We start from the raw sequence: 17,357 nt of genomic DNA, 5'->3' as shown, positions 1-17,357 counted from the left end.
ATGGACATCGTAAAATATGCGTTTATATCAGTTTGATATAGATGCTTCCTATATTAGTTGGGACTGCCATAAAGAGATTTGACCCGTGCAGAACGCAGCAGTCTAGATGTGCTGACGAATCGCTTCGATATAGGCCTGCCCGTAGCGCGTAAGTGTCGTGTTCTTGCGCGTGATGATGCCGATCTCCATGTACTCGTCTACATCGAGCGGAATGGAGATAATGCCGGGGCCGTTAAGTTCATGGCTGATCACGCCCGAACACACCGTGTAACCGTTAAGGCCCATAGCTAGGTTGAACAGCGTCGCACGGTCGCGCACGCGGATATTCTTGCGGCGCTCAAAGGTCGAGGTCAGCTCCTCGGAATAGTAAAACGAGTTGTAGCTGCCCTGCTCATAGGACAGGAACGGGTAGTCTTCCAAGTCCTCGAGCGTCACACTCGAGCGACCCGCCAGCGGATGGTCGGAGCACACAAAGACATGCGGCGTAGCGCAGAAGAGTCCTTCGAATACGAGCTCGTTGGCCGCCAGCATGCGCTCGATGACCTCGCGATTGTGCTCCGACAGATACAGGATGCCGAGCTCGCTTTTCATATGCGCGACGTCCTCGATAATCTCGTGGGTCTGCTCCTCGCGCAGGGTAAAGTCGTAGCGCGCGGCATCGAACTCGCGGATCACATCGACAAATGCATTAACGGCAAAGGAATAATGCTGGCAGCTCACACTAAAGTGCGGCACCTGCTCGGACGTGCCTTTGTACTTGCCCTCGAGCAGGTCGGCCTGGTCGAGCACCTGGCGCGCGTAGCCCAAGAAGGTCTCGCCTTCCTCGGACACAATGACGCCCTTGTTGGTGCGCTCAAAGATGTGTACACCCATCTCGTTTTCGAGATCGCGAATTGACGCGGTAATCGAAGGCTGCGACACAAAGAGCCGGCGCGAGGCCTCGGTGATGCTGCCGCATTCGGCAACTTTGACGACATATCTGAGCTGCTGGAGCTTCATGGCTTTCTCCCTAGACGTTCGTGACGTCGAAACCCGTCGCGTCCATCTGACGCATAAACGACGGCATCTCCCCCGTCGCGGCGCAGGCGGCAATCTGATGCAGAGCCCCGGCAACCGCATCATCTGCCGCAGCGCCGATATGCCAGCGCGCGGCAGCCGTGACGGCCTCGTTGGCATTGGCGACTGCAACGGAATTGGGAACGGCATCGATCATGGGCAAATCGTTATCGGAATCGCCGAATACGGCCACCTCGTCGGGCGTCAGGCCCAAAGCGCGCGCCAGCTCCAGCGCAGCACAGCCCTTGTCCCAGCCGGTCGGAAGAACGTCGAACAGGCGCACGCGGTTGTTGGGAAACACGAGCGAGAGCTCCGGCACCTCGGCGGCAACACGCTCGCGCAGCTCGGCGAGCTCCTCGCGCGAACGGGCACTCCAGATATTCGCCTTGTATACCGGGGCATCGTCAACGACAGGGCGACAGGGAGCCTCTTCGCCCTTGAGCCACGCGTTGCCGCCTGACTCCATGGCGCGACGCACACGCTCGGGATCGCTTGTCACGCAATAGGCGTCGTTGTCCCAAAAGTCATCACCCAGACGGTAGACCTTCAAATAGGTATCGTCGGTCTCTTGCTCCAGGTAGTCGGCCAGGCGCATAAGGGCATCGTTATCAGTTGCGCGCGAGGCAACCGCCTCGCCATCGACAAACATCACCTGGCCGTTGCAAAACGCACCGGTCGAGAAGCACTCGGAGCGATTGCGGAACATCCAGCTCATCGCGGACGGCTGGCGACCCGAAACCGGGCCAAAATGCAGGCCCGCCGCCTGCATGGCATGAATGCCCTCGATGGCGCAGTCGCTGGCGCCATCGTGTCCAGCAGGAATCAGCGTATCGTCCATATCGGTCAGAACAAGTTTGATCATAAGGTCCCCTCGGTCATTCTTTATCCCGTCTATTGTAACGACCTGCCAATAAGGGACAGGTTTATCTTGGCAGGTTTTATCTGGGAAAATGCAGCGCCCCTGTTGCCACCTGCCAAAATAAACCTGTCCCATATTGGCAGGTGCGCTAGTATAGGGAACAACAGATTCGATGCGGGAGTGCCGGCGGTGCAAACCACAAGGCTGAGAGGGCATAGGGCCCAATCCTTTGAACCTGTCAGTTAATGCTGGCGTAGGGAGCATGCCGCCTTTACAGGGGCGCTGTCTATGCACAGCGCCCCTTTTCTATGCCAAGGAGGCATGTGCAGTGATTGATTCGGAACAGCTTAAGCAACATATGGTCAAGGCCGTAGAGGAGATTCGAGCCACCAATCCGATGGCCGGCTCCATCACCAACACGGTGACGATCGACTTTGTCGCCAACGCGCAGCTCGCCGTGGGCGGTTCGGCCGCCATGGTCTATCTGCCCGACGAGGGCGAGGCGCTCGTTGCCGGCGGCGCCGCCATCTATCTCAACATGGGCACGCTCTTCCCCATCTACGAGCAGACGATTCCCCGCGCGGCCAAGGCGGCACACGACGCCGGCAAGCCCTGGGTGCTCGATCCGGTGGGTCTGGGCATCGGTAGCCTGCGCACCCAGCTGGTAAACGAGCTCAAGCAGTACAAGCCCGCCATCGTACGCGGCAACGCCTCCGAGATCATCGCACTCTCCGGCCTGTGGGGTCTTGAGGGCGAGTCGGCCGATCTGAGCCGCGTACGTGGTGTCGATACCACCGACACGGTCGACGCCGCCCGCGATGCCGCCGTGGCGCTCGCTCGCTACACCGGCGGCGCCGTTGTGGTCTCGGGCGAAGTCGACCTGATTACCGACGGCACGACCGTGGCCAAATCCCACGGCGGCAGCCCGCTCATGTCCAAGATTACCGGCTGCGGTTGCTCGCAGGGCGGCGTGCTGGCCGTGTACGCCTGCGCTGCCGATCCGTTTACGGCAGCCGTCTGCGGTACCGCCGTCTACAACGTCGCCGGCACGCGTGCCGCCGCCGTCGCCGATGCCCCGGCAAGCTTTAAGGTCGCCTTTATCGACGAGCTCTACCGCGCAACCGCCCAAGACATCGCCGATAACCAACTCGAGCTCGAGGAGGCATAAGCCATGTCCGAGCCCGCAACCAATGCCGGCATGAACACGCTCGTCGCTGTGGCCATCGCCCCGTGCGGCACCGGCGATGAACTGTCCGCCGAGGTCGCCGAGGTCGTGCGCGTCATTCGCGAGAGCGGCCTTCCCAACCGCACCACCTCGATGTTCACCGAGATCGAGGGCGACTGGGACGAGGTCATGCAGGTCGTGCGCGACGCGACCTTTGTGTTAGCGAACAAGGGCATCCGAACCGAAGTCGTGCTCAAAGCCGATATTCGACCTGGATTTACCGACACCATGACCGGCAAACTCGAGCGCATGGAAGCGCAGATCAAAAAGCAGGAGGAAGCACGATGAGCATCCGCGACAACCTTGATATCTCGGCCTATCTGGTGCTCGGCCCCGAAAACACCCTCGGACGCCCCGTGGGCGATGTGGTGGCCCAGGCGCTCGACGCCGGCTTTACCTGCATTCAGGTGCGCTCCAAGGTGGCAAGCGCCCGCGAGATCATTGCGCTGACCGGCGACGCCGCGCAGGCAATCGCACAGGCCGGCAAGACCGGTCAGGTCGCCTTGCTGATCGATGACCGCCTTGACTGCGTACTCGCCGCACGCGAGCAGGGCATTGCGGTCGACGGCGTGCACGTGGGCCAGAGCGATATTCCCGTCGAGGTCTGTCGCAAGCTGCTGGGCCCCGACGCCATCGTGGGCCTTTCGGCCCGTTGCGAGGAAATGCTCGAGTACGTCAAGACCGCCGACATGAGTCTGGTCGACTACCTGGGCATCGGCCCGCTCCACGAGACCGAGACCAAGCGCGACTGCGGACGCGCAGCCGATGGCTCCATCATCACCAAGAGCTTTGAGGACCTGGCCGCACTCCACGCGGCAAGCCCCGTGCCCATCGTGGTGGGCGGCGGCGTTAAGACGGCCGACTTGCCGCAGCTTAAGGCAACCGGCGTCGACGGCTTCTTTGTGGTGAGCGCCGTCTGCAGCGCCGACGATCCCTACGCCGCGGCCAAGGAGCTTGTCGACACCTGGCAGCAGGCATAGGCATAGGCCGAACAGCTGATTCGCAGCCTCATATCTTCAGCAATGGAAAGCGCATCCCAGTTTGGGCCTCCATTCCGGGATGCGCTTTCCGTATGCGACCCTTACCCCGCCAGATACGCTTCCAACGCCGGCAAAGTCGCCTCTGCATCGTGGCGGCCGACCTGGTAGATGCGCTCGAGCTCATCCGGTTCGCGGCACAGCGACGGCACCTTCACCGATTCGCTCGGCCGCACCACAAAGATTTCCCCGGCAGCCTCTCGACGTGCCAGGTCATCGAGCGTGGCATTGTAGACCTCATGCCGATGCTCAAGCGCTGCAACAAACTCCGGATAGTGACGGAACACGCGCCGCAGCATGGGCATCACGCTGTTGGGCTGCTTCACAAAGCCCGCCGGCTGCGTGAGTACCACGATATTGCGGTCATACCCCTGCGCAAACAGCCATGCGCTGGGAATAGAATCAGCCACGCCACCATCCAGATACTTATGCCCGTCAATAGCAACGGGACGCGTCGCCACAGGAATCGCCGACGATGCCCGGATCCACTCGATATCCCGCTCGTCGCCATAGGGCAGGTCGTGGTAGACGGCCTTGCCCGTCTCGATATCGGTGCACACGCACGTAAACCGCATGGGGCAGGCGCGATACGCCTCCAGGTCGATGGGATCGCGCTCGATGGGCACCTCGTGATAGGCAAAATCGGCATTGAACATATCGCCGGTTCGCAGCCAGCTGGTCACGCTCGCATAGCGTTTGTCGGCGCAATAGGCCTTGTTATAGCGAATGGCGCGGCCGATCTGGCGCGATTTAAAGTTGTAGCCAAATGCCGCGCCCGCCGAGACGCCCACCATATGGTCGCAGGTCAAACCGTGCTCCATCCAAACGTCGAGCACGCCCGCCGTATACATACCGCGGTAGCCGCCTCCCTCGAGCGCCAGCCCCACCGTGCGCGTCATATTTGACTGTGCCATGCGACCATCTCCGTTCCTGCGTTTTAAAACGGAACAAGTATACCCATCAACAAATATCGTCTCAGTCGCATTTTCATCGAACATCGTCGCGTTACCGTTTGGCGAATAATGGCCGCCCGCAACATGGGCACCCCTACATAATTCCATACACTTGTTTATACTACTCAGTAGTTATCAGCCGAGAGCACGAACCGACAAATAAACCCAACGACGCAGCAAGGCGGGGGCTTGGAAACACGCAAGGCGTTGAGCAGCAACGCATGTGCACAACGAGCTCGCCCGACGCAATCCGCCCCGACCTCAGAAAGCCGCTTACAGTATGGATAACGCCAGCAATAATACCGAAACGCTCGAAAAGACCATCCGTGACCTTCTGGAGCGTCAGGACGATCTGATCAGGACCGCCTTTACCGACGAGCTCACCGGACTTGGCAACCGCGGCGGCTTTACCCGTTCCTTAGAGGAACTCTGGGAGCAGGAACTGCCCGTGACCATGGCGTTTATCGACATCGATAACCTTAAGCACTGCAACGACATCTTTGGACATGACGAGGGCAACCGCTATATCTTGCAGGTGAGCCTCTATCTCAAACTGTATATGAAGGTGGACGAGGCGGCATTTCGTCTGGGGGGCGACGAGTTCGCCATCCTATCTACGATTGCGACCGAGGACGACCTTGCCGAACGTCTGGAACACTGCCGAACGGTACTGCTCGAAAACAACGCTTCCAAGATGCCTCACTCGTTTAGCTACGGAGTGGCACACGCCGACCCCGCCCTGGGCGAAGCCCCCAATCGCTTGACGAACGATGCCGATCATCGCATGTACGACTACAAGCTACGTCATGCCGTGCACCTTGATCGACGCAATATCGCACAAGCCCACACCGACGACTTCGAAATAAGCGATCGCATTTTCGACGCCCTTTCGATGCTCAACGAAGGCCGATATTTCTTTATCGAGAACTTGGACAAACATCGAACCCTTTGGTCACAAGGCGCCTTGCGCGATCTTGGTCTTCCTTCGGAGCATATAGACAACTGCCACGATTACTGGAAAACGCGTGTCCATCCCGATGACCTTGAGGCCTATACCAACGACATCGACCAAATCTATGACGGCTCCAAACATCGTCACGTCATGCAGTACCGCGTGCGCAATGCCGCCGGCGATTACATCCTCGGCCGTGCTCGCGGGTTTCGTATCGACGGCGACGGAAATGTCCCCTCGCTCTATGTCGGCGAGCTCGTCAACCACTCGCTTGCCGAGACCGTCGACGCCGCCACGGGTCTCGGAACACAGCGCACGCTGATCAACGCTATCGATGCCTGCCGTCGCGACCGTTGCGAGACGGGGCTTATAGCAGTGCGCGTTCGCGGCACGGCAAAGCTCAACGAGCTCTACGGGGCCGAGGCCGTCGACAACATGCTCGCCGAATACGCAGGCCGCATGCTGTCGATTACTCGCGGCAGGAGTCGCGTCTTCCGTTCACGCAACGCCCAGTTCGTCGTGCTTAGCAACAATTTGGATCACGAAGCATTCGAGCAACTGATCCAACATCTCAAAGAGGCCGTTTTCGCTCCCGTTCGAATCGCGGGCGACACTATTACCCCCGTCTGTCTTGTCGTTCCGGCCTTTTACGAGCACCTGACCAATCAAACGGCCGCCGTTTTAGGCGAACTCGACCGTCGCATTCGCACGGCCGGCGGGCTTGTTCCCAACGACAGCCTCCCCATACCCGAGGTGGAGCGCAAAAGCGCCATCGCCGAACGCATCGATCCGCTCACGGGTCTCTATCGACCCAGCGAGTTTATGCGCCGCGCCAACGAATTTCTCGAGACAAGGCGCAACGGCGCCTGGTGTATCGCCACCGTCGATATGGGGCACATGCGACTGTTCAACGAATGGCACGGACAGGCCGAGGGCGACCGCGTACTCGCCGATGTGGGCACGGTTCTCAAGGACATCGAGAATGCCGCCATGGGCGTCGCAGGGTACTGGGGCCAAGACGATTTTTGCGTACTCATCCCCTTTGAACACGACACCGTCCATCAGATCTATAGCCGCATTCGCCAGGCCGTGGCCAAGCATGATGACGGCGTGGGCTTCTGGCCGTCCATGGGCGTCTACCCCATCGACTCCAACGAGGAAATCACCATCGATGCGCAGGCCAAGGCCATGTTTACCAATCGGCGCGCAAAAAACGACTTTAAGGAGCGCATTGCCATTTTCCGCCCCGAGGAATACGAACACGAAATCGCGTTCCACCGCACGCTGACCGAATTCCAGTATGCGCTCTCAAACGGCCGCATTACCTACTACTTGCAGCCCCAGGTCGACATGGAAACCGGCGAGATCGTTGGCGCCGAGGCGCTCACACGCTGGATTGACAAGGATGGCTCCCTCATTTCACCTACCACCTTTATCCCCGCTCTCGAGGAAAGCGGTTTTGTGGTGACGCTCGACAAATATGTTTGGCAGGGCGTCGCCTCGTGGCTGCGTGAGTGCATCGATCGAGGGCTGCGCGTAGTTCCGATCTCGCTCGATGTGTCGCGCGTGGATATCCTTGCCTGCGACGTCGCCGAGCATATGGGGGCGCTTGCCGCCCAATACAACCTACCGCCCGAGCTCATGCGCATTGAGATCACCGAGACGGCTTATACGGGAGAGTCCGAGGCCGTGGATAAGCTGACGGCCGACCTACACACTCGCGGTTTCTCGACCTACATGGACGATTTTGGCACCGGCCAGTCTACGCTCGCGATGCTCAAGAACGTCAACGTCGACGTCATCAAGCTTGATCGCACGTTTGTGCCCACCGACCGCGATCAAAGCCGTAGCGCGCAAATCGTTTCATCAATGCTCGAGATGGCGCAATCGCTCCATCTGCCCGTTGTAATCGAAGGCGTCGAGACAAACGAGCAGGCGAACATGCTGCTCCAAATGGGTGCCCACTACGCTCAGGGCTTCCTCTACTACCGCCCCATGCAGGCAAAGGATTTTGAGGCATTGCTCGATGGCGGTAACAAAAACTGATACGCTCGCGCGCAAAACGATACCGCCGAAGGGGCGCTTGTCCCCATTGGCTAACTTATGCCCCCAATCCAAACCGAATTGGGGATATGATGCAAACCACTGTTGTGCCCAAGGAGGTTATCCATCATGAACGAGTCGTATCGCCTGGGCGAGCAATCGATCATTGCTTATCTTCAGCGACTTGCGAACGGGGTCTCGACCGCCGAGCTCGATGTTGCCGCGCTGCCCACGGAGCTGTGCGCCATCGGCGAGCAGCTACAGAAGACATTTGCCATCCTGCAGCAAGAACGCGAGCTGCTTGAGCGCGGCGCCTATATCGATTCGCTCACCAATCTTGGCAACCGTGCTGGACTCCACCGTTATGCCGAGCTGCTTTGGCACAAAGGCACCCCCTTCACCTGCGCCTATATCGATATCGATCGCCTTAAGCATTGCAACGATACGTTTGGCCACACCGAGGGCAATCGCTACATCCTGAGCATCTGCCGTGCACTCACCGAGACAATGGAACCCAATGACCTGCTGTTCCGTATCGGTGGAGACGAATTTGTACTCGTATCCCCCACGACAGATGAAGCCGAACTCGAGCAGCGCCTGGAGCGGACGCGCACCAACCTTATCGAGGCAACATCGGGCGGCAAAGCGCCCATGATCGCTAGCTTTAGCTTTGGCTGCTCGCGCGTCGACCCACTCGCTGGCGATACGCGTCGCCAGATGACCATGGACGCCGACCGCAAAATGTATCGCTACAAGCTCATGCACCGTGTGCAGCAGCCGAAGGAAAACGACGCATCCATGCGCCCAATCGCCGATCAGCCTCCCTGCAACGACCGGGTGTTCCAAGCGATCTCCATGAGCTCCGAGACGCGCTATCCGTTTATCCTTAACCTCGATACCGGCGAATCGCAATGGTCGATTAATGCCGTGCGCGATTTTGACCTGCCCTCCCAGCATCCCTATAACTCGCTCGATATGTGGCTCGCCCGCGTTCACCCCGAGGACCGCGACAACGTGCGCAGCGAGCTCGATATGGTGGTAAACGGCGCGTGGCACTTCCATTACATGCAGTATCGCGTCATGAATACCGCTGGTAAATATGCGCTGTGCGAGTGTACGGGCTACCGCTTGGATAGCACCGAAACCGAGCCCAACATGTATGTGGGCATTATCATCAACCGAAGCTTGGCGGATACGACCGATTCCGTGACCGGCCTGGGCGATATCCACGCCCTGGTCAACGCCATTGGCGAAATGCGTCGCGTGGCGCGCAAGGCAGGCCTGGTCGCCATCAAAATCGACGACATCGCCAAGGTCAATGCCCGCTTTGGCTTTGATGCGGGCGACCGCGTTTTGGCAGAAAGTGCCGCCTGCCTCATGGACTGTTCGCGCGGCAAGGGCCGTCTGTTCCGCTCGACCGGACCGATGTTCGTGGCGCTTTTCGATGACCTTGATCCCGAAGAGACCGACACGATCGCAGAAGAAATCGAGCGGTTCTTGGGGTCGCCCGTACTCTTTGGCTCATTTGAATATCAGCCGCCCATTCGTGTGGCCACACTTCATCTGGACGCCGTCGACCGACAGCCCGTTTCCATTTTGAACGAGCTCAAAGCGCTACTTGAAGAGGCACCACAAGTACCGGGCACCAAGCTGGACTAGCGTTATGGGGCGCATGATGGTTAATTTCCGATCTCAACCGAACACATTGGGCAAATAGGTCGTACCCGCAGTTAGCCGAACGTCCCCGCAGTCCCTCCCGGGGCCCGGGGGCACCGTTTCGATACTCTTGGTTTACTTTGCCTGATGCAAATAAGTGCTCAACAAGATAGAACCTATCCCTCGCCACGGATATGCCCTCGAGTAAATCTGTTAAGCCAAGCCTATCAAATTCTATTGACAATTGGCTGCATTGGTCCATTTTGTCGTCCAGCCACTTCCGCTGGCTACCGCCTCATAAACACAAACCTAACGAGCCGCACGAACGACAAAGAGGCCAAGCTGAACAGAAGTAGAACCAAAACTTCAAAAACGCTGGTATTCCAATCGCGTACCCAGTCCTCTACCGCCCACAAGAAAAACAGCAGCCCCATCCATAACGTCACAGAAGAAATCAGCTTTGCGTAAGGGCGTATATCAATCTCGCTCTCCCTTTTTGTGACATCATATCCAGCAATTGAGCAGAGCCATCTTCCTCTTCGGTATTGGATTGAAAGGACAATCAAGGCAATCGAAGTCATCAAGCAAACAGCATCCTCTGTTTCCATAGAGTTTCCTTTGCTTTCCATCCTAGTTACGCATTCACAATCGAATCAAACCAAGTATGAATTACTCGATAGCAACCGCCTTAGTATAAACCATAGCCGCCGCAGCAGCCCGCCTTCCAAGGCCTCAAAGCTCGCCATCGAGGGCGACCCGCCCAGACCCCTTACAATCTGCTCGCACGAGGCCCCGCACTCCAACATCCTCTGGACCGTATCCCGCTCGTACCTGGTGAGCGTGCCTGCCGTGGGCCCTCGGGGCCGGCATCGTGCCCCACGCCATCTGCCCGCTCGTGCGATAATCCTCTGCAGAAGTCACCGACAGCAGAGGGAGTTTGTGATGAAGGTTCTTTTGGTCAATGGCAGCCCCAAGGCAAACGGCAACACGGCCCGCGCACTCGCCGAGGTCGCCGAGCAGCTCAACGTCGAGGGCATCGATACCGAGATGTTTCAGCTGGGCGCCAAGCCTATTCGCGATTGCATCGGTTGCGGCCAGTGTGGCAAGCTTGGCGGTCGCTGCACCTTTGACGACGACGTGGTCAACGAGCTGATCGCTGCCGCCGAACAGGCCGACGGCTTTGTCTTTGGCTCGCCTGTCTACTACGCGCACCCCAGCGGCCGCATTCTCTCGGCACTCGATCGCGCATTCTATGCCGGTAGCAAAGCTTTTGCACACAAGCCGGGCGCTGCCGTCGCCGTCGCCCGTCGCGGCGGTACGTCGACGACCTTCGACGTGCTCAATAAGTACTTCACCATCAACCAGATGCCTGTGGTAGCGTCCACGTACTGGAACAACGTGTTTGGCTGCGTGCCCGGCGACGCCGACGGAGATGCCGAGGGTCTGGCCACCATGCGCAACATCGGCAAGAACATGGCCTGGCTCCTGCATTGTATCGAGGCAGGACAGGCCGCTGGCATCGAAGCTCCCGAGGCCGATCGCGCTAGGACCAACTTCATCAGGCAGAACGGCGGAACCAAACAATGAATATTCAAATCTTTGGCACCAAAAAGTCCTTCGACACCAAGAAGGCCCAGCGCTATTTTAAGGAGCGCCGCATTAAGGTGCAATTTATCGACCTGAAGGAAAAGGAGATGAGCAAAGGCGAGCTCACGAGCGTGATGCAGGCGGTCGGCGGCATCGACAAGCTGCTCAACCCCAAGGCCAAGGACGAGGAGACGCTCGCGCTCATCCAGCACCTCACCCCTAGCCAGCGCTTCGACAAGTTGCTCGAGAACCAGCAGGTTCTAGCCGAGCCCATCGTGCGCAACGGCAAAAAGGCCACCGTCGGTTATTGCCCCGATGTATGGGGAGCCTGGGAGTAGCCTGTGTTATTTGCCGGCGCGTGGGTATAAGAGCAGGCGTTTGGCATAAGATTCAACTGTAAGCCATGTCTAACAAAGGAGGGCACATGCCCAACAAACCCGTGAAGATCATCATGCTTACCGGATACCTCGGTGCCGGCAAGACCACACTGCTCAACCACATCCTCGCTAACGACGGCGGCATCCGCGCCGCCGTGATCGTCAACGATATCGGCGAGATCAACGTCGACGCCAGCCTCATCGCCGACGGCGGCCTTTCCGAGACCGACGACCTCATCCCGCTCACCAACGGCTGCATCTGCTGCACGCTTTCGGACGACCTTGCCAACCAGCTGCAGGGCATCGCCGATTCGGGCAAGTTCGACTACATCATCATCGAGGCCTCGGGTATCTGCGAGCCTATCCCCATCGCCTACACCATCTCAAGCTTCTGCGACGAGGCCAAGGTGGGCGGCCAGCCCAAGCTTGCACTCGACAACATCGTGGCCGTGGTCGATTGCGCCCGCATGTACGACGAGTTCAACGGCGGTCGCGACCTGCTGGCCGAGGATATCGACGAGGACGACATCGAGAGCCTGCTCATCCAGCAGATCGAGTTCTGCTCCACGCTGATCCTCAACAAGACCGATACCGTGAGCCCTGAGCAGATCGCCGAGCTCAAGGCTATCGTGCGCAGCCTGCAGAAGGACGCCGTGATTGTCGAGGCCCAAAACGGCGAGGTCCCCATGGAGGAGCTGCTCGACACCGACCGCTTCGACTTTATGCGCGCCTACAACTCCGCCGCCTGGATCGAGGCCATGGAGCATCCCGAGGAGCACGACGACCCCGAGGTGCTCGAGTACGACATCGAGACCTTTGTGTACTCGCGCCGCAAGCCGTTTGACCTGCAGAAGTTCACCGATTTTGTTGAGCAGGAGTGGCCCGACGAGGTCATCCGCGTCAAGGGTCCGCTGTGGCAGACCGGCGATCCGGACATGTGCTACATGTTCGAGCAGGCCGGCCACCAAATGCGCCTGATGGAGAACGGTCTGTTCGTTGACTCCGCGCCCGAGGGCGAGAAGCAGAAGATCATCGACGAGAACCCCGAGATCATGCAGATTTGGGACGACGAGACGGGCGACCGCATGACGAGCCTGTGCATCATCGGCCGTCACATGGACAAGGATGCGCTCATCGCCTCCCTCGATGCCTGCCTGACCGACTGGCACCGCGCCTAGATTTATCCAAGCGGGCATTTTTCCGCCTACGTAACCGCCAAACCACCACGAAGGTGCCCTTCGTGGTGGTTTTTCGTTCTGAGCCAAGGAGATTCATGTTCAACATTGTGCTGTATGCGCCCGAGATTCCGGCCAATACGGGCAATATCGGCCGCACCTGCGTGGTTACCGGCGCCCGCCTGCATCTGGTGGAGCCGCTGGGGTTTTCGCTCGACGACAAGACGGTGCGTCGCGCCGGCCTGGGCTACTGGCAAAATTTGGACGTGACGACCTATGCCGGCTGGGAGGATTTCCTTGCGCGCAACGGCCTCTCCCCCGCCGACGAACGCCTGCATCTGCTGACCAAAAAGGCGCGCCGCACCTATGCGCAAAGTACCTACCGCGACGGTGACTTTTTGGTCTTTGGCAGCGAGAGCTCGGGGATTCCCGAGCCACTGCTTGCCGCGGCGCCCGAGCGCTGCGAGCGCATCCCCATGTTGCGCGATTGCGACTCGCTCGAAAACGCCGACGCCTGGGAGGCCCACGAGGAGTCGCTCGGGCATACCGAGGACAGCCACGAAGCCATCCTTCGACAGGATATCTGCGGCAACTTCGTCAATCCGGACGACTACCGCATCAGCGCACTCAACCTCTCCAACAGCGCCGCCATCGTCCTCTACGAGGCTCTGCGCCAAACAGGCTTTCTGGGAATGTGACAAAGGGACGGTCCCTTTGTCACATTCGGTTATAGGTAGCGGCCGGTGATGCTTGCGGGGCATGCCACGATGTCGCCCGGCGTGCCGACGCAGACGATTTGCCCGCCTGCGTCGCCACCACCTGGGCCCATGTCGATTGCGTAATCGGCGTTACGGATAAGGTCGAGGTCGTGCTCGATTACGACGACTGTGGCGCCCTTGGCAACGAGGCCGTCGAACACACTCAGCAGCACCTGAACATCGAGCGGGTGCAGGCCAATTGTGGGTTCGTCGAACACGAATACGGCATCATCCTGCACGCGGCCCATCTCGCTCGCGAGCTTAAGGCGCTGCGCCTCGCCGCCCGAAAGCGCCGGCGTGGGCTCGCCGAGCGTGAGATAACCCAAGCCCAGGTCGTGCAGGGTCTGTAAGCGCGCCTGAACTTTCTTGAGCCCCACCGTAGCGTCGAGGGCCTCGTCCACACTTATGTCCATGAGCTGCGGCAACGTAAGCAGGCTCCCGTCCTTGCCCTCGCGATGGATATGCGAGGCCGCGTCTGCATAGCGTGAGCCGCGACATGACGGGCAGACGATCTCGACATCGGGCAAAAATTGCACGTCGAGCGATATCGAACCCGTGCCATCGCACGTAGGGCAGCGCAAGGCGCCGGTGTTGTAGCTAAATGCGCCCGCCTTGTAGCCAGCTGCCTTGGCCTCGGGCGTACGGGCGAAGGCGCGACGCAGCTCGTCATGGATGTCGGCATAAGTCGCCACCGTCGAGCGCACGTTGGCGCCGATGGGCGTAGCGTCAATCAGGTTGGCGCGTGCGATGCCCTCGGCATCGATCCAGCGCACATGGCTTGGCAGGCGCTCGCCAGTTGCCTGAGCCTTGAGCGCCGGGATGAGCGTCTCGAGCACCAACGTCGTCTTACCCGAACCCGAAACGCCCGTCACCGCGACGAGACGACCGCGCGGTATATCGACTTCGAGCGGTTTGACGGTATGGATGGCATCGGTCGCCATGCGGATATGGCCCTGGTCGAACATTTCGTCGTCAGCCACCTGCGGCCGCAAGCGCTTGGGCTCCGAGCGCAAAAACGGGGCGATGCGGCTGTCCTGCGATTGCTCGACCTCATCCACCGTACCGGCGGCGATCACATTACCGCCGCCCGCTCCGGCAACGGGGCCCATCTCGACCAGATAATCGGCTTCCGCCAATACGCGCGTGTCGTGGTCGACAACGACCACGGTGTTGCCGTCATCCACCAGATCGCGCATTACGCCTACCAAGCCGTCAACATTGGCAGGATGCAAGCCGATCGAGGGCTCGTCGAGCACATACAGCACGCCCGTCGAGCGGTTGCGCACCACGCGGGCAAGCTGCACGCGCTGGCGCTCACCCGTGGAGAGCGTAGCACCGGCGCGGTCGAGCGAGAGGTAATCGAGCCCCAGGTCGACCAGGCGACGAGCCGCGCTCAAAAACGAATCGCAGATATCCGTCGCCATGGGCTGCATCTCGGCCGGCAAGGATGCGGGCACCCCGCGCGCCCACTCAATCGCCTCACCCAGCGTCATGGCCGCGGCCTGCGCCAGATTGATACCACGCACCTGGGGCTGGCGCGCAGCCTCGGAGAGACGCGTGCCGCCGCAGTCACGGCACGGGCCCTCGCGCAAAAAGCGAGCCACGCGCTTAAGTCCCTTATCGTCCTTAACCTTGGCGAGCGCATTCTCGACCGTATAGACGGCATTGTAATAGGTGAAGTCGAGCGGCGTGGCGCCCTCGCCTTTTTTGGGAACGTAGAGAATGTGCTTCTTAACCGCCGGACCGTGGAACACAATGTCGCGCTCGGCGGGCGTGAGCTGGTTAAACGGCACGTCGGTGCGCACGCCCATCTCGCCGGCTACCTGCTTCATCAGATCCCACATGAGCGTACCCCAGGGAAGCACCGCGCCTTCGTTGATGGTCTTTGACTCGTCGGGCACCAGGCTCGCTTCGTCCACCTCGCGCATGACACCGGTGCCGCCGCAGGTAGGGCACGCACCGCCGCTGTTAAAGGCAAGGTCCTCGGCACTCGGCGCGTAGAACTCGCGGCCGCATGCGGGGCACGTGAGCGACAGGCCCGCAGCCACGTTAAGGCTCGGCTCCACACGCGCCCCGCAATGTGGGCACACGTGATGGGCACAGCGGCTAAAGAGCAAACGCAGACTGTTGTTGAGCTCGGTCATGGTACCAAAGGTCGAGCGCACGCCTGGCACACTGGGACGCTGATGCAACGCGAGTGCCGCCGGTACGTGCAATACCTCGTCCACCTGGGCGTGCTCGGCCTGCGTCAGGCGACGTCGAGTATAGGTGCTGAGCGCCTCCAGGTAACGGCGCGAGCCCTCGGCATAAAGAACTCCCAGCGCCAGCGAGCTCTTGCCCGAGCCCGACACGCCGGCAATGCCCACGAGCCTCCCCAGCGGAATATCGATATCGATGTCCTTGAGATTGTGGACACGTGCACCGCGCACCTCGATAGCCTGCGGGCTCATCTTCTGTTCCGTCACCTTTATCACCCTACTCATGCCATAAAACGCGGTCGCGGATATACTCGCCCAGCATGGGCACGGTAAACCGCACAAGGCCGTATCCGGCGGCCTCGATGACGCGCTCGCGAATCAGGCTTGCGCGATATTTACTCGCCCAGCTCTGGGTACGGTCGCAGCGCTCAATGATATCCGCCGTGCGCGTCGGCTTGTCCTCGTCAACCGCCATAGCCTCGATAAAGAGGCGCTGAGGGCTGCGCAGACCGTAATACAGAGGTGCGTCAACCGCTTCGTAGAACTCGGAGACGGCATCCGCATGGCCATTCTCGACATCGCGCCTTTCGATGACCTGCGAGCCACGCCGGACAGCAGACCGCCACATGTAATAGCCCACCAGCTGAACCATATAGGGATGCCCCATGCTCTTGCGCGCCGCAAGGTCCGCCGTCTCCGCGTCAACGTAAAGACCAGCGTCTTTGACCGTCTGGATATACGAATCGCGCACTTTGGGCAAAGATATTGCCCCCAACGTACGCTGCTGGGCACGCCGCAAAAACGTCACGCTCGGCTCTTCGAGCAGATCGTCAACCATACTGGGCAAGCCGGCGAACGCCAGCGCAAGACCGCGCTGGTCGCTATCGGGCAAGCCCGTGGCATCCTGGTCTCCGAGCACCTGCTGATAGAGGACGGCAAGAGCCGCCAGTTCCTCGATAGACACCGATTGTGCCTCGTCAATCGCAAACAAGACGCCCTTGCCCGGACCGAGCTTCTTGAGACGCTCGTTGACCAGCCCTCGCAATGTCTCGCCTTTTGCCCGCGCCGCCTCGACCGACATCCGGCCAAACGACGGCCCAAACTCCATTGACGTCACAACGGGTTTATTCGAGCGAAGCGCGTCGGCCAAGCGGTCGCACAAACCAAGCGAAGCGGAATCGGAGACAACCGCCCATCCGCGCTCGCTGGCTAGACGTTGCAGCTCCCGCAGGAGAACCGTTTTGCCATAGCCGCGGTTTCCCGTAATGAGCATGAGCCTGCCCGGCGCTCCGGCGCCGTTGTCGAGCCCTTCCTCAAAATCTTCGATGACCGACTCGCGACCGATGAGTATCGGAGGCCGCTTACCAGCTGTGGGCTTAAAGGGATTTGGATTCATATCGGCCTCCTCGGATTGGCAAACCCTGGTAACAGTTATACCAACTTATACCGAGTTATACCAATAGCATGTGACAAAGGAACTG

At 59.8% G+C, this 17,357-nt stretch carries 15 protein-coding genes and 1 riboswitch; of the genes, 9 read left to right on the top strand and 6 right to left on the bottom strand.

What is annotated here, in order from left to right:
* Nucleotides 1–102 precede the first annotated feature (102 nt).
* A complete protein-coding gene (locus tag DW754_RS02000; protein WP_117563541.1) occupies nt 103–999 on the bottom strand; it encodes a LysR family transcriptional regulator in 897 nt (298 codons plus the stop codon).
* Between the two features lie 10 nt (nt 1,000–1,009).
* A complete protein-coding gene (locus DW754_RS01995) occupies nt 1,010–1,918 on the bottom strand; it encodes an HAD-IIB family hydrolase (RefSeq protein WP_158549063.1) in 909 nt (302 codons plus the stop codon).
* A 163-nt stretch (nt 1,919–2,081) separates the two neighbouring features.
* A riboswitch (TPP riboswitch) is annotated at nt 2,082–2,192 on the top strand.
* A 51-nt stretch (nt 2,193–2,243) separates the two neighbouring features.
* On the opposite strand from DW754_RS01995, the gene thiM reads away from it, so the two are divergent.
* The 3 genes from thiM to DW754_RS01980 are packed head-to-tail and all read left to right on the top strand — an operon-like array spanning nt 2,244 to nt 4,120.
* Nucleotides 2,244–3,083, top strand: a complete 840-nt coding sequence (thiM, locus tag DW754_RS01990; protein WP_233502662.1) for a hydroxyethylthiazole kinase — start codon at nt 2,244–2,246, stop codon at nt 3,081–3,083.
* A 3-nt stretch (nt 3,084–3,086) separates the two neighbouring features.
* A complete protein-coding gene (locus tag DW754_RS01985; protein ID WP_233502661.1) occupies nt 3,087–3,428 on the top strand; it encodes a thiamine-binding protein in 342 nt (113 codons plus the stop codon).
* The gene (locus tag DW754_RS01980; RefSeq protein WP_006234517.1) at nt 3,425–4,120 is read left to right on the top strand and encodes a thiamine phosphate synthase; all 696 of its coding nucleotides are present in this window, start codon (nt 3,425–3,427) and stop codon (nt 4,118–4,120) included. The genes DW754_RS01985 and DW754_RS01980 overlap by 4 nt, the downstream gene beginning before the upstream one ends.
* A 101-nt stretch (nt 4,121–4,221) precedes the next feature.
* Here the strand turns inward: DW754_RS01980 and DW754_RS01975 are convergent, their stop codons facing one another.
* Nucleotides 4,222–5,091 (bottom strand): patatin family protein, encoded by an 870-nt coding sequence (locus tag DW754_RS01975; protein WP_187365011.1) that lies wholly within the window; start codon nt 5,089–5,091, stop codon nt 4,222–4,224.
* A 319-nt stretch (nt 5,092–5,410) separates the two neighbouring features.
* On the opposite strand from DW754_RS01975, the gene DW754_RS01970 reads away from it, so the two are divergent.
* Nucleotides 5,411–8,128 carry an EAL domain-containing protein gene (locus DW754_RS01970; RefSeq protein ID WP_117758258.1) on the top strand — a complete coding sequence of 906 codons (2,718 nt, stop codon included), beginning with the start codon at nt 5,411–5,413 and terminating at the stop codon, nt 8,126–8,128.
* Nucleotides 8,129–8,254: 126 nt separating this feature from the next.
* Nucleotides 8,255–9,784: a diguanylate cyclase domain-containing protein gene (locus DW754_RS01965; protein WP_117758259.1), complete on the top strand. Its 1,530-nt coding sequence runs from the start codon at nt 8,255–8,257 to the stop codon at nt 9,782–9,784.
* Between the two features lie 284 nt (nt 9,785–10,068).
* Here DW754_RS01965 and DW754_RS01960 read toward each other — a convergent pair whose 3' ends face one another.
* Complete coding sequence (locus DW754_RS01960) at nt 10,069–10,389, bottom strand: DUF3784 domain-containing protein (RefSeq protein WP_055252192.1); 321 nt, start codon at nt 10,387–10,389, stop codon at nt 10,069–10,071.
* Nucleotides 10,390–10,723: 334 nt separating this feature from the next.
* Here DW754_RS01960 and DW754_RS01955 point away from each other — a divergent pair, with 334 nt between their 5' ends.
* From DW754_RS01955 to DW754_RS01940, 4 genes are all read left to right on the top strand, one after another.
* Nucleotides 10,724–11,368: a flavodoxin family protein gene (locus tag DW754_RS01955; RefSeq protein WP_117758260.1), complete on the top strand. Its 645-nt coding sequence runs from the start codon at nt 10,724–10,726 to the stop codon at nt 11,366–11,368.
* Nucleotides 11,365–11,706 carry an arsenate reductase family protein gene (locus tag DW754_RS01950; protein ID WP_022093957.1) on the top strand — a complete coding sequence of 114 codons (342 nt, stop codon included), beginning with the start codon at nt 11,365–11,367 and terminating at the stop codon, nt 11,704–11,706. Before DW754_RS01955 ends, DW754_RS01950 begins: the two co-directional genes overlap by 4 nt.
* An 86-nt stretch (nt 11,707–11,792) precedes the next feature.
* Nucleotides 11,793–12,923 (top strand): GTP-binding protein, encoded by a 1,131-nt coding sequence (locus DW754_RS01945; RefSeq protein ID WP_055252195.1) that lies wholly within the window; start codon nt 11,793–11,795, stop codon nt 12,921–12,923.
* 95 nt (nt 12,924–13,018) lie between these two features.
* On the top strand, nt 13,019–13,618 hold the full coding sequence (locus DW754_RS01940) for a tRNA (cytidine(34)-2'-O)-methyltransferase (RefSeq protein ID WP_117736482.1): 600 nt from the start codon (nt 13,019–13,021) through the stop codon (nt 13,616–13,618).
* A 29-nt stretch (nt 13,619–13,647) separates the two neighbouring features.
* Here DW754_RS01940 and DW754_RS01935 read toward each other — a convergent pair whose 3' ends face one another.
* Both DW754_RS01935 and DW754_RS01930 read right to left on the bottom strand, forming a co-directional pair.
* A complete protein-coding gene (locus DW754_RS01935; RefSeq protein ID WP_233504163.1) occupies nt 13,648–16,143 on the bottom strand; it encodes an excinuclease ABC subunit UvrA in 2,496 nt (831 codons plus the stop codon).
* Nucleotides 16,144–16,153: 10 nt separating this feature from the next.
* Nucleotides 16,154–17,272 carry an AAA family ATPase gene (locus DW754_RS01930; protein WP_117736484.1) on the bottom strand — a complete coding sequence of 373 codons (1,119 nt, stop codon included), beginning with the start codon at nt 17,270–17,272 and terminating at the stop codon, nt 16,154–16,156.
* Between the last annotated feature and the right edge of the window lie 85 nt (nt 17,273–17,357).

Origin of the sequence: Collinsella sp. AM29-10AC, from assembly GCF_003469085.1 — a bacterium.
Taxonomy (GTDB): Bacteria; Actinomycetota; Coriobacteriia; order Coriobacteriales; family Coriobacteriaceae; genus Collinsella.
This window is presented reverse-complemented; position numbering and strand designations above follow the sequence as displayed.

Coding starts and splice junctions, on each gene's coding strand:
- DW754_RS02000 (WP_117563541.1), bottom strand. CDS start 999: ATGAAGCTCCAGCAGCTCAGATATGTCGTCAAAGTTGCCGAATGCGGC.
- DW754_RS01995 (WP_158549063.1), bottom strand. CDS start 1,918: ATGATCAAACTTGTTCTGACCGATATGGACGATACGCTGATTCCTGCT.
- DW754_RS01985 (WP_233502661.1), top strand. CDS start 3,087: ATGTCCGAGCCCGCAACCAATGCCGGCATGAACACGCTCGTCGCTGTG.
- DW754_RS01980 (WP_006234517.1), top strand. CDS start 3,425: ATGAGCATCCGCGACAACCTTGATATCTCGGCCTATCTGGTGCTCGGC.
- DW754_RS01975 (WP_187365011.1), bottom strand. CDS start 5,091: ATGGCACAGTCAAATATGACGCGCACGGTGGGGCTGGCGCTCGAGGGA.
- DW754_RS01970 (WP_117758258.1), top strand. CDS start 5,411: ATGGATAACGCCAGCAATAATACCGAAACGCTCGAAAAGACCATCCGT.
- DW754_RS01965 (WP_117758259.1), top strand. CDS start 8,255: ATGAACGAGTCGTATCGCCTGGGCGAGCAATCGATCATTGCTTATCTT.
- DW754_RS01960 (WP_055252192.1), bottom strand. CDS start 10,389: ATGGAAACAGAGGATGCTGTTTGCTTGATGACTTCGATTGCCTTGATT.
- DW754_RS01955 (WP_117758260.1), top strand. CDS start 10,724: ATGAAGGTTCTTTTGGTCAATGGCAGCCCCAAGGCAAACGGCAACACG.
- DW754_RS01950 (WP_022093957.1), top strand. CDS start 11,365: ATGAATATTCAAATCTTTGGCACCAAAAAGTCCTTCGACACCAAGAAG.
- DW754_RS01945 (WP_055252195.1), top strand. CDS start 11,793: ATGCCCAACAAACCCGTGAAGATCATCATGCTTACCGGATACCTCGGT.
- DW754_RS01940 (WP_117736482.1), top strand. CDS start 13,019: ATGTTCAACATTGTGCTGTATGCGCCCGAGATTCCGGCCAATACGGGC.
- DW754_RS01930 (WP_117736484.1), bottom strand. CDS start 17,272: ATGAATCCAAATCCCTTTAAGCCCACAGCTGGTAAGCGGCCTCCGATA.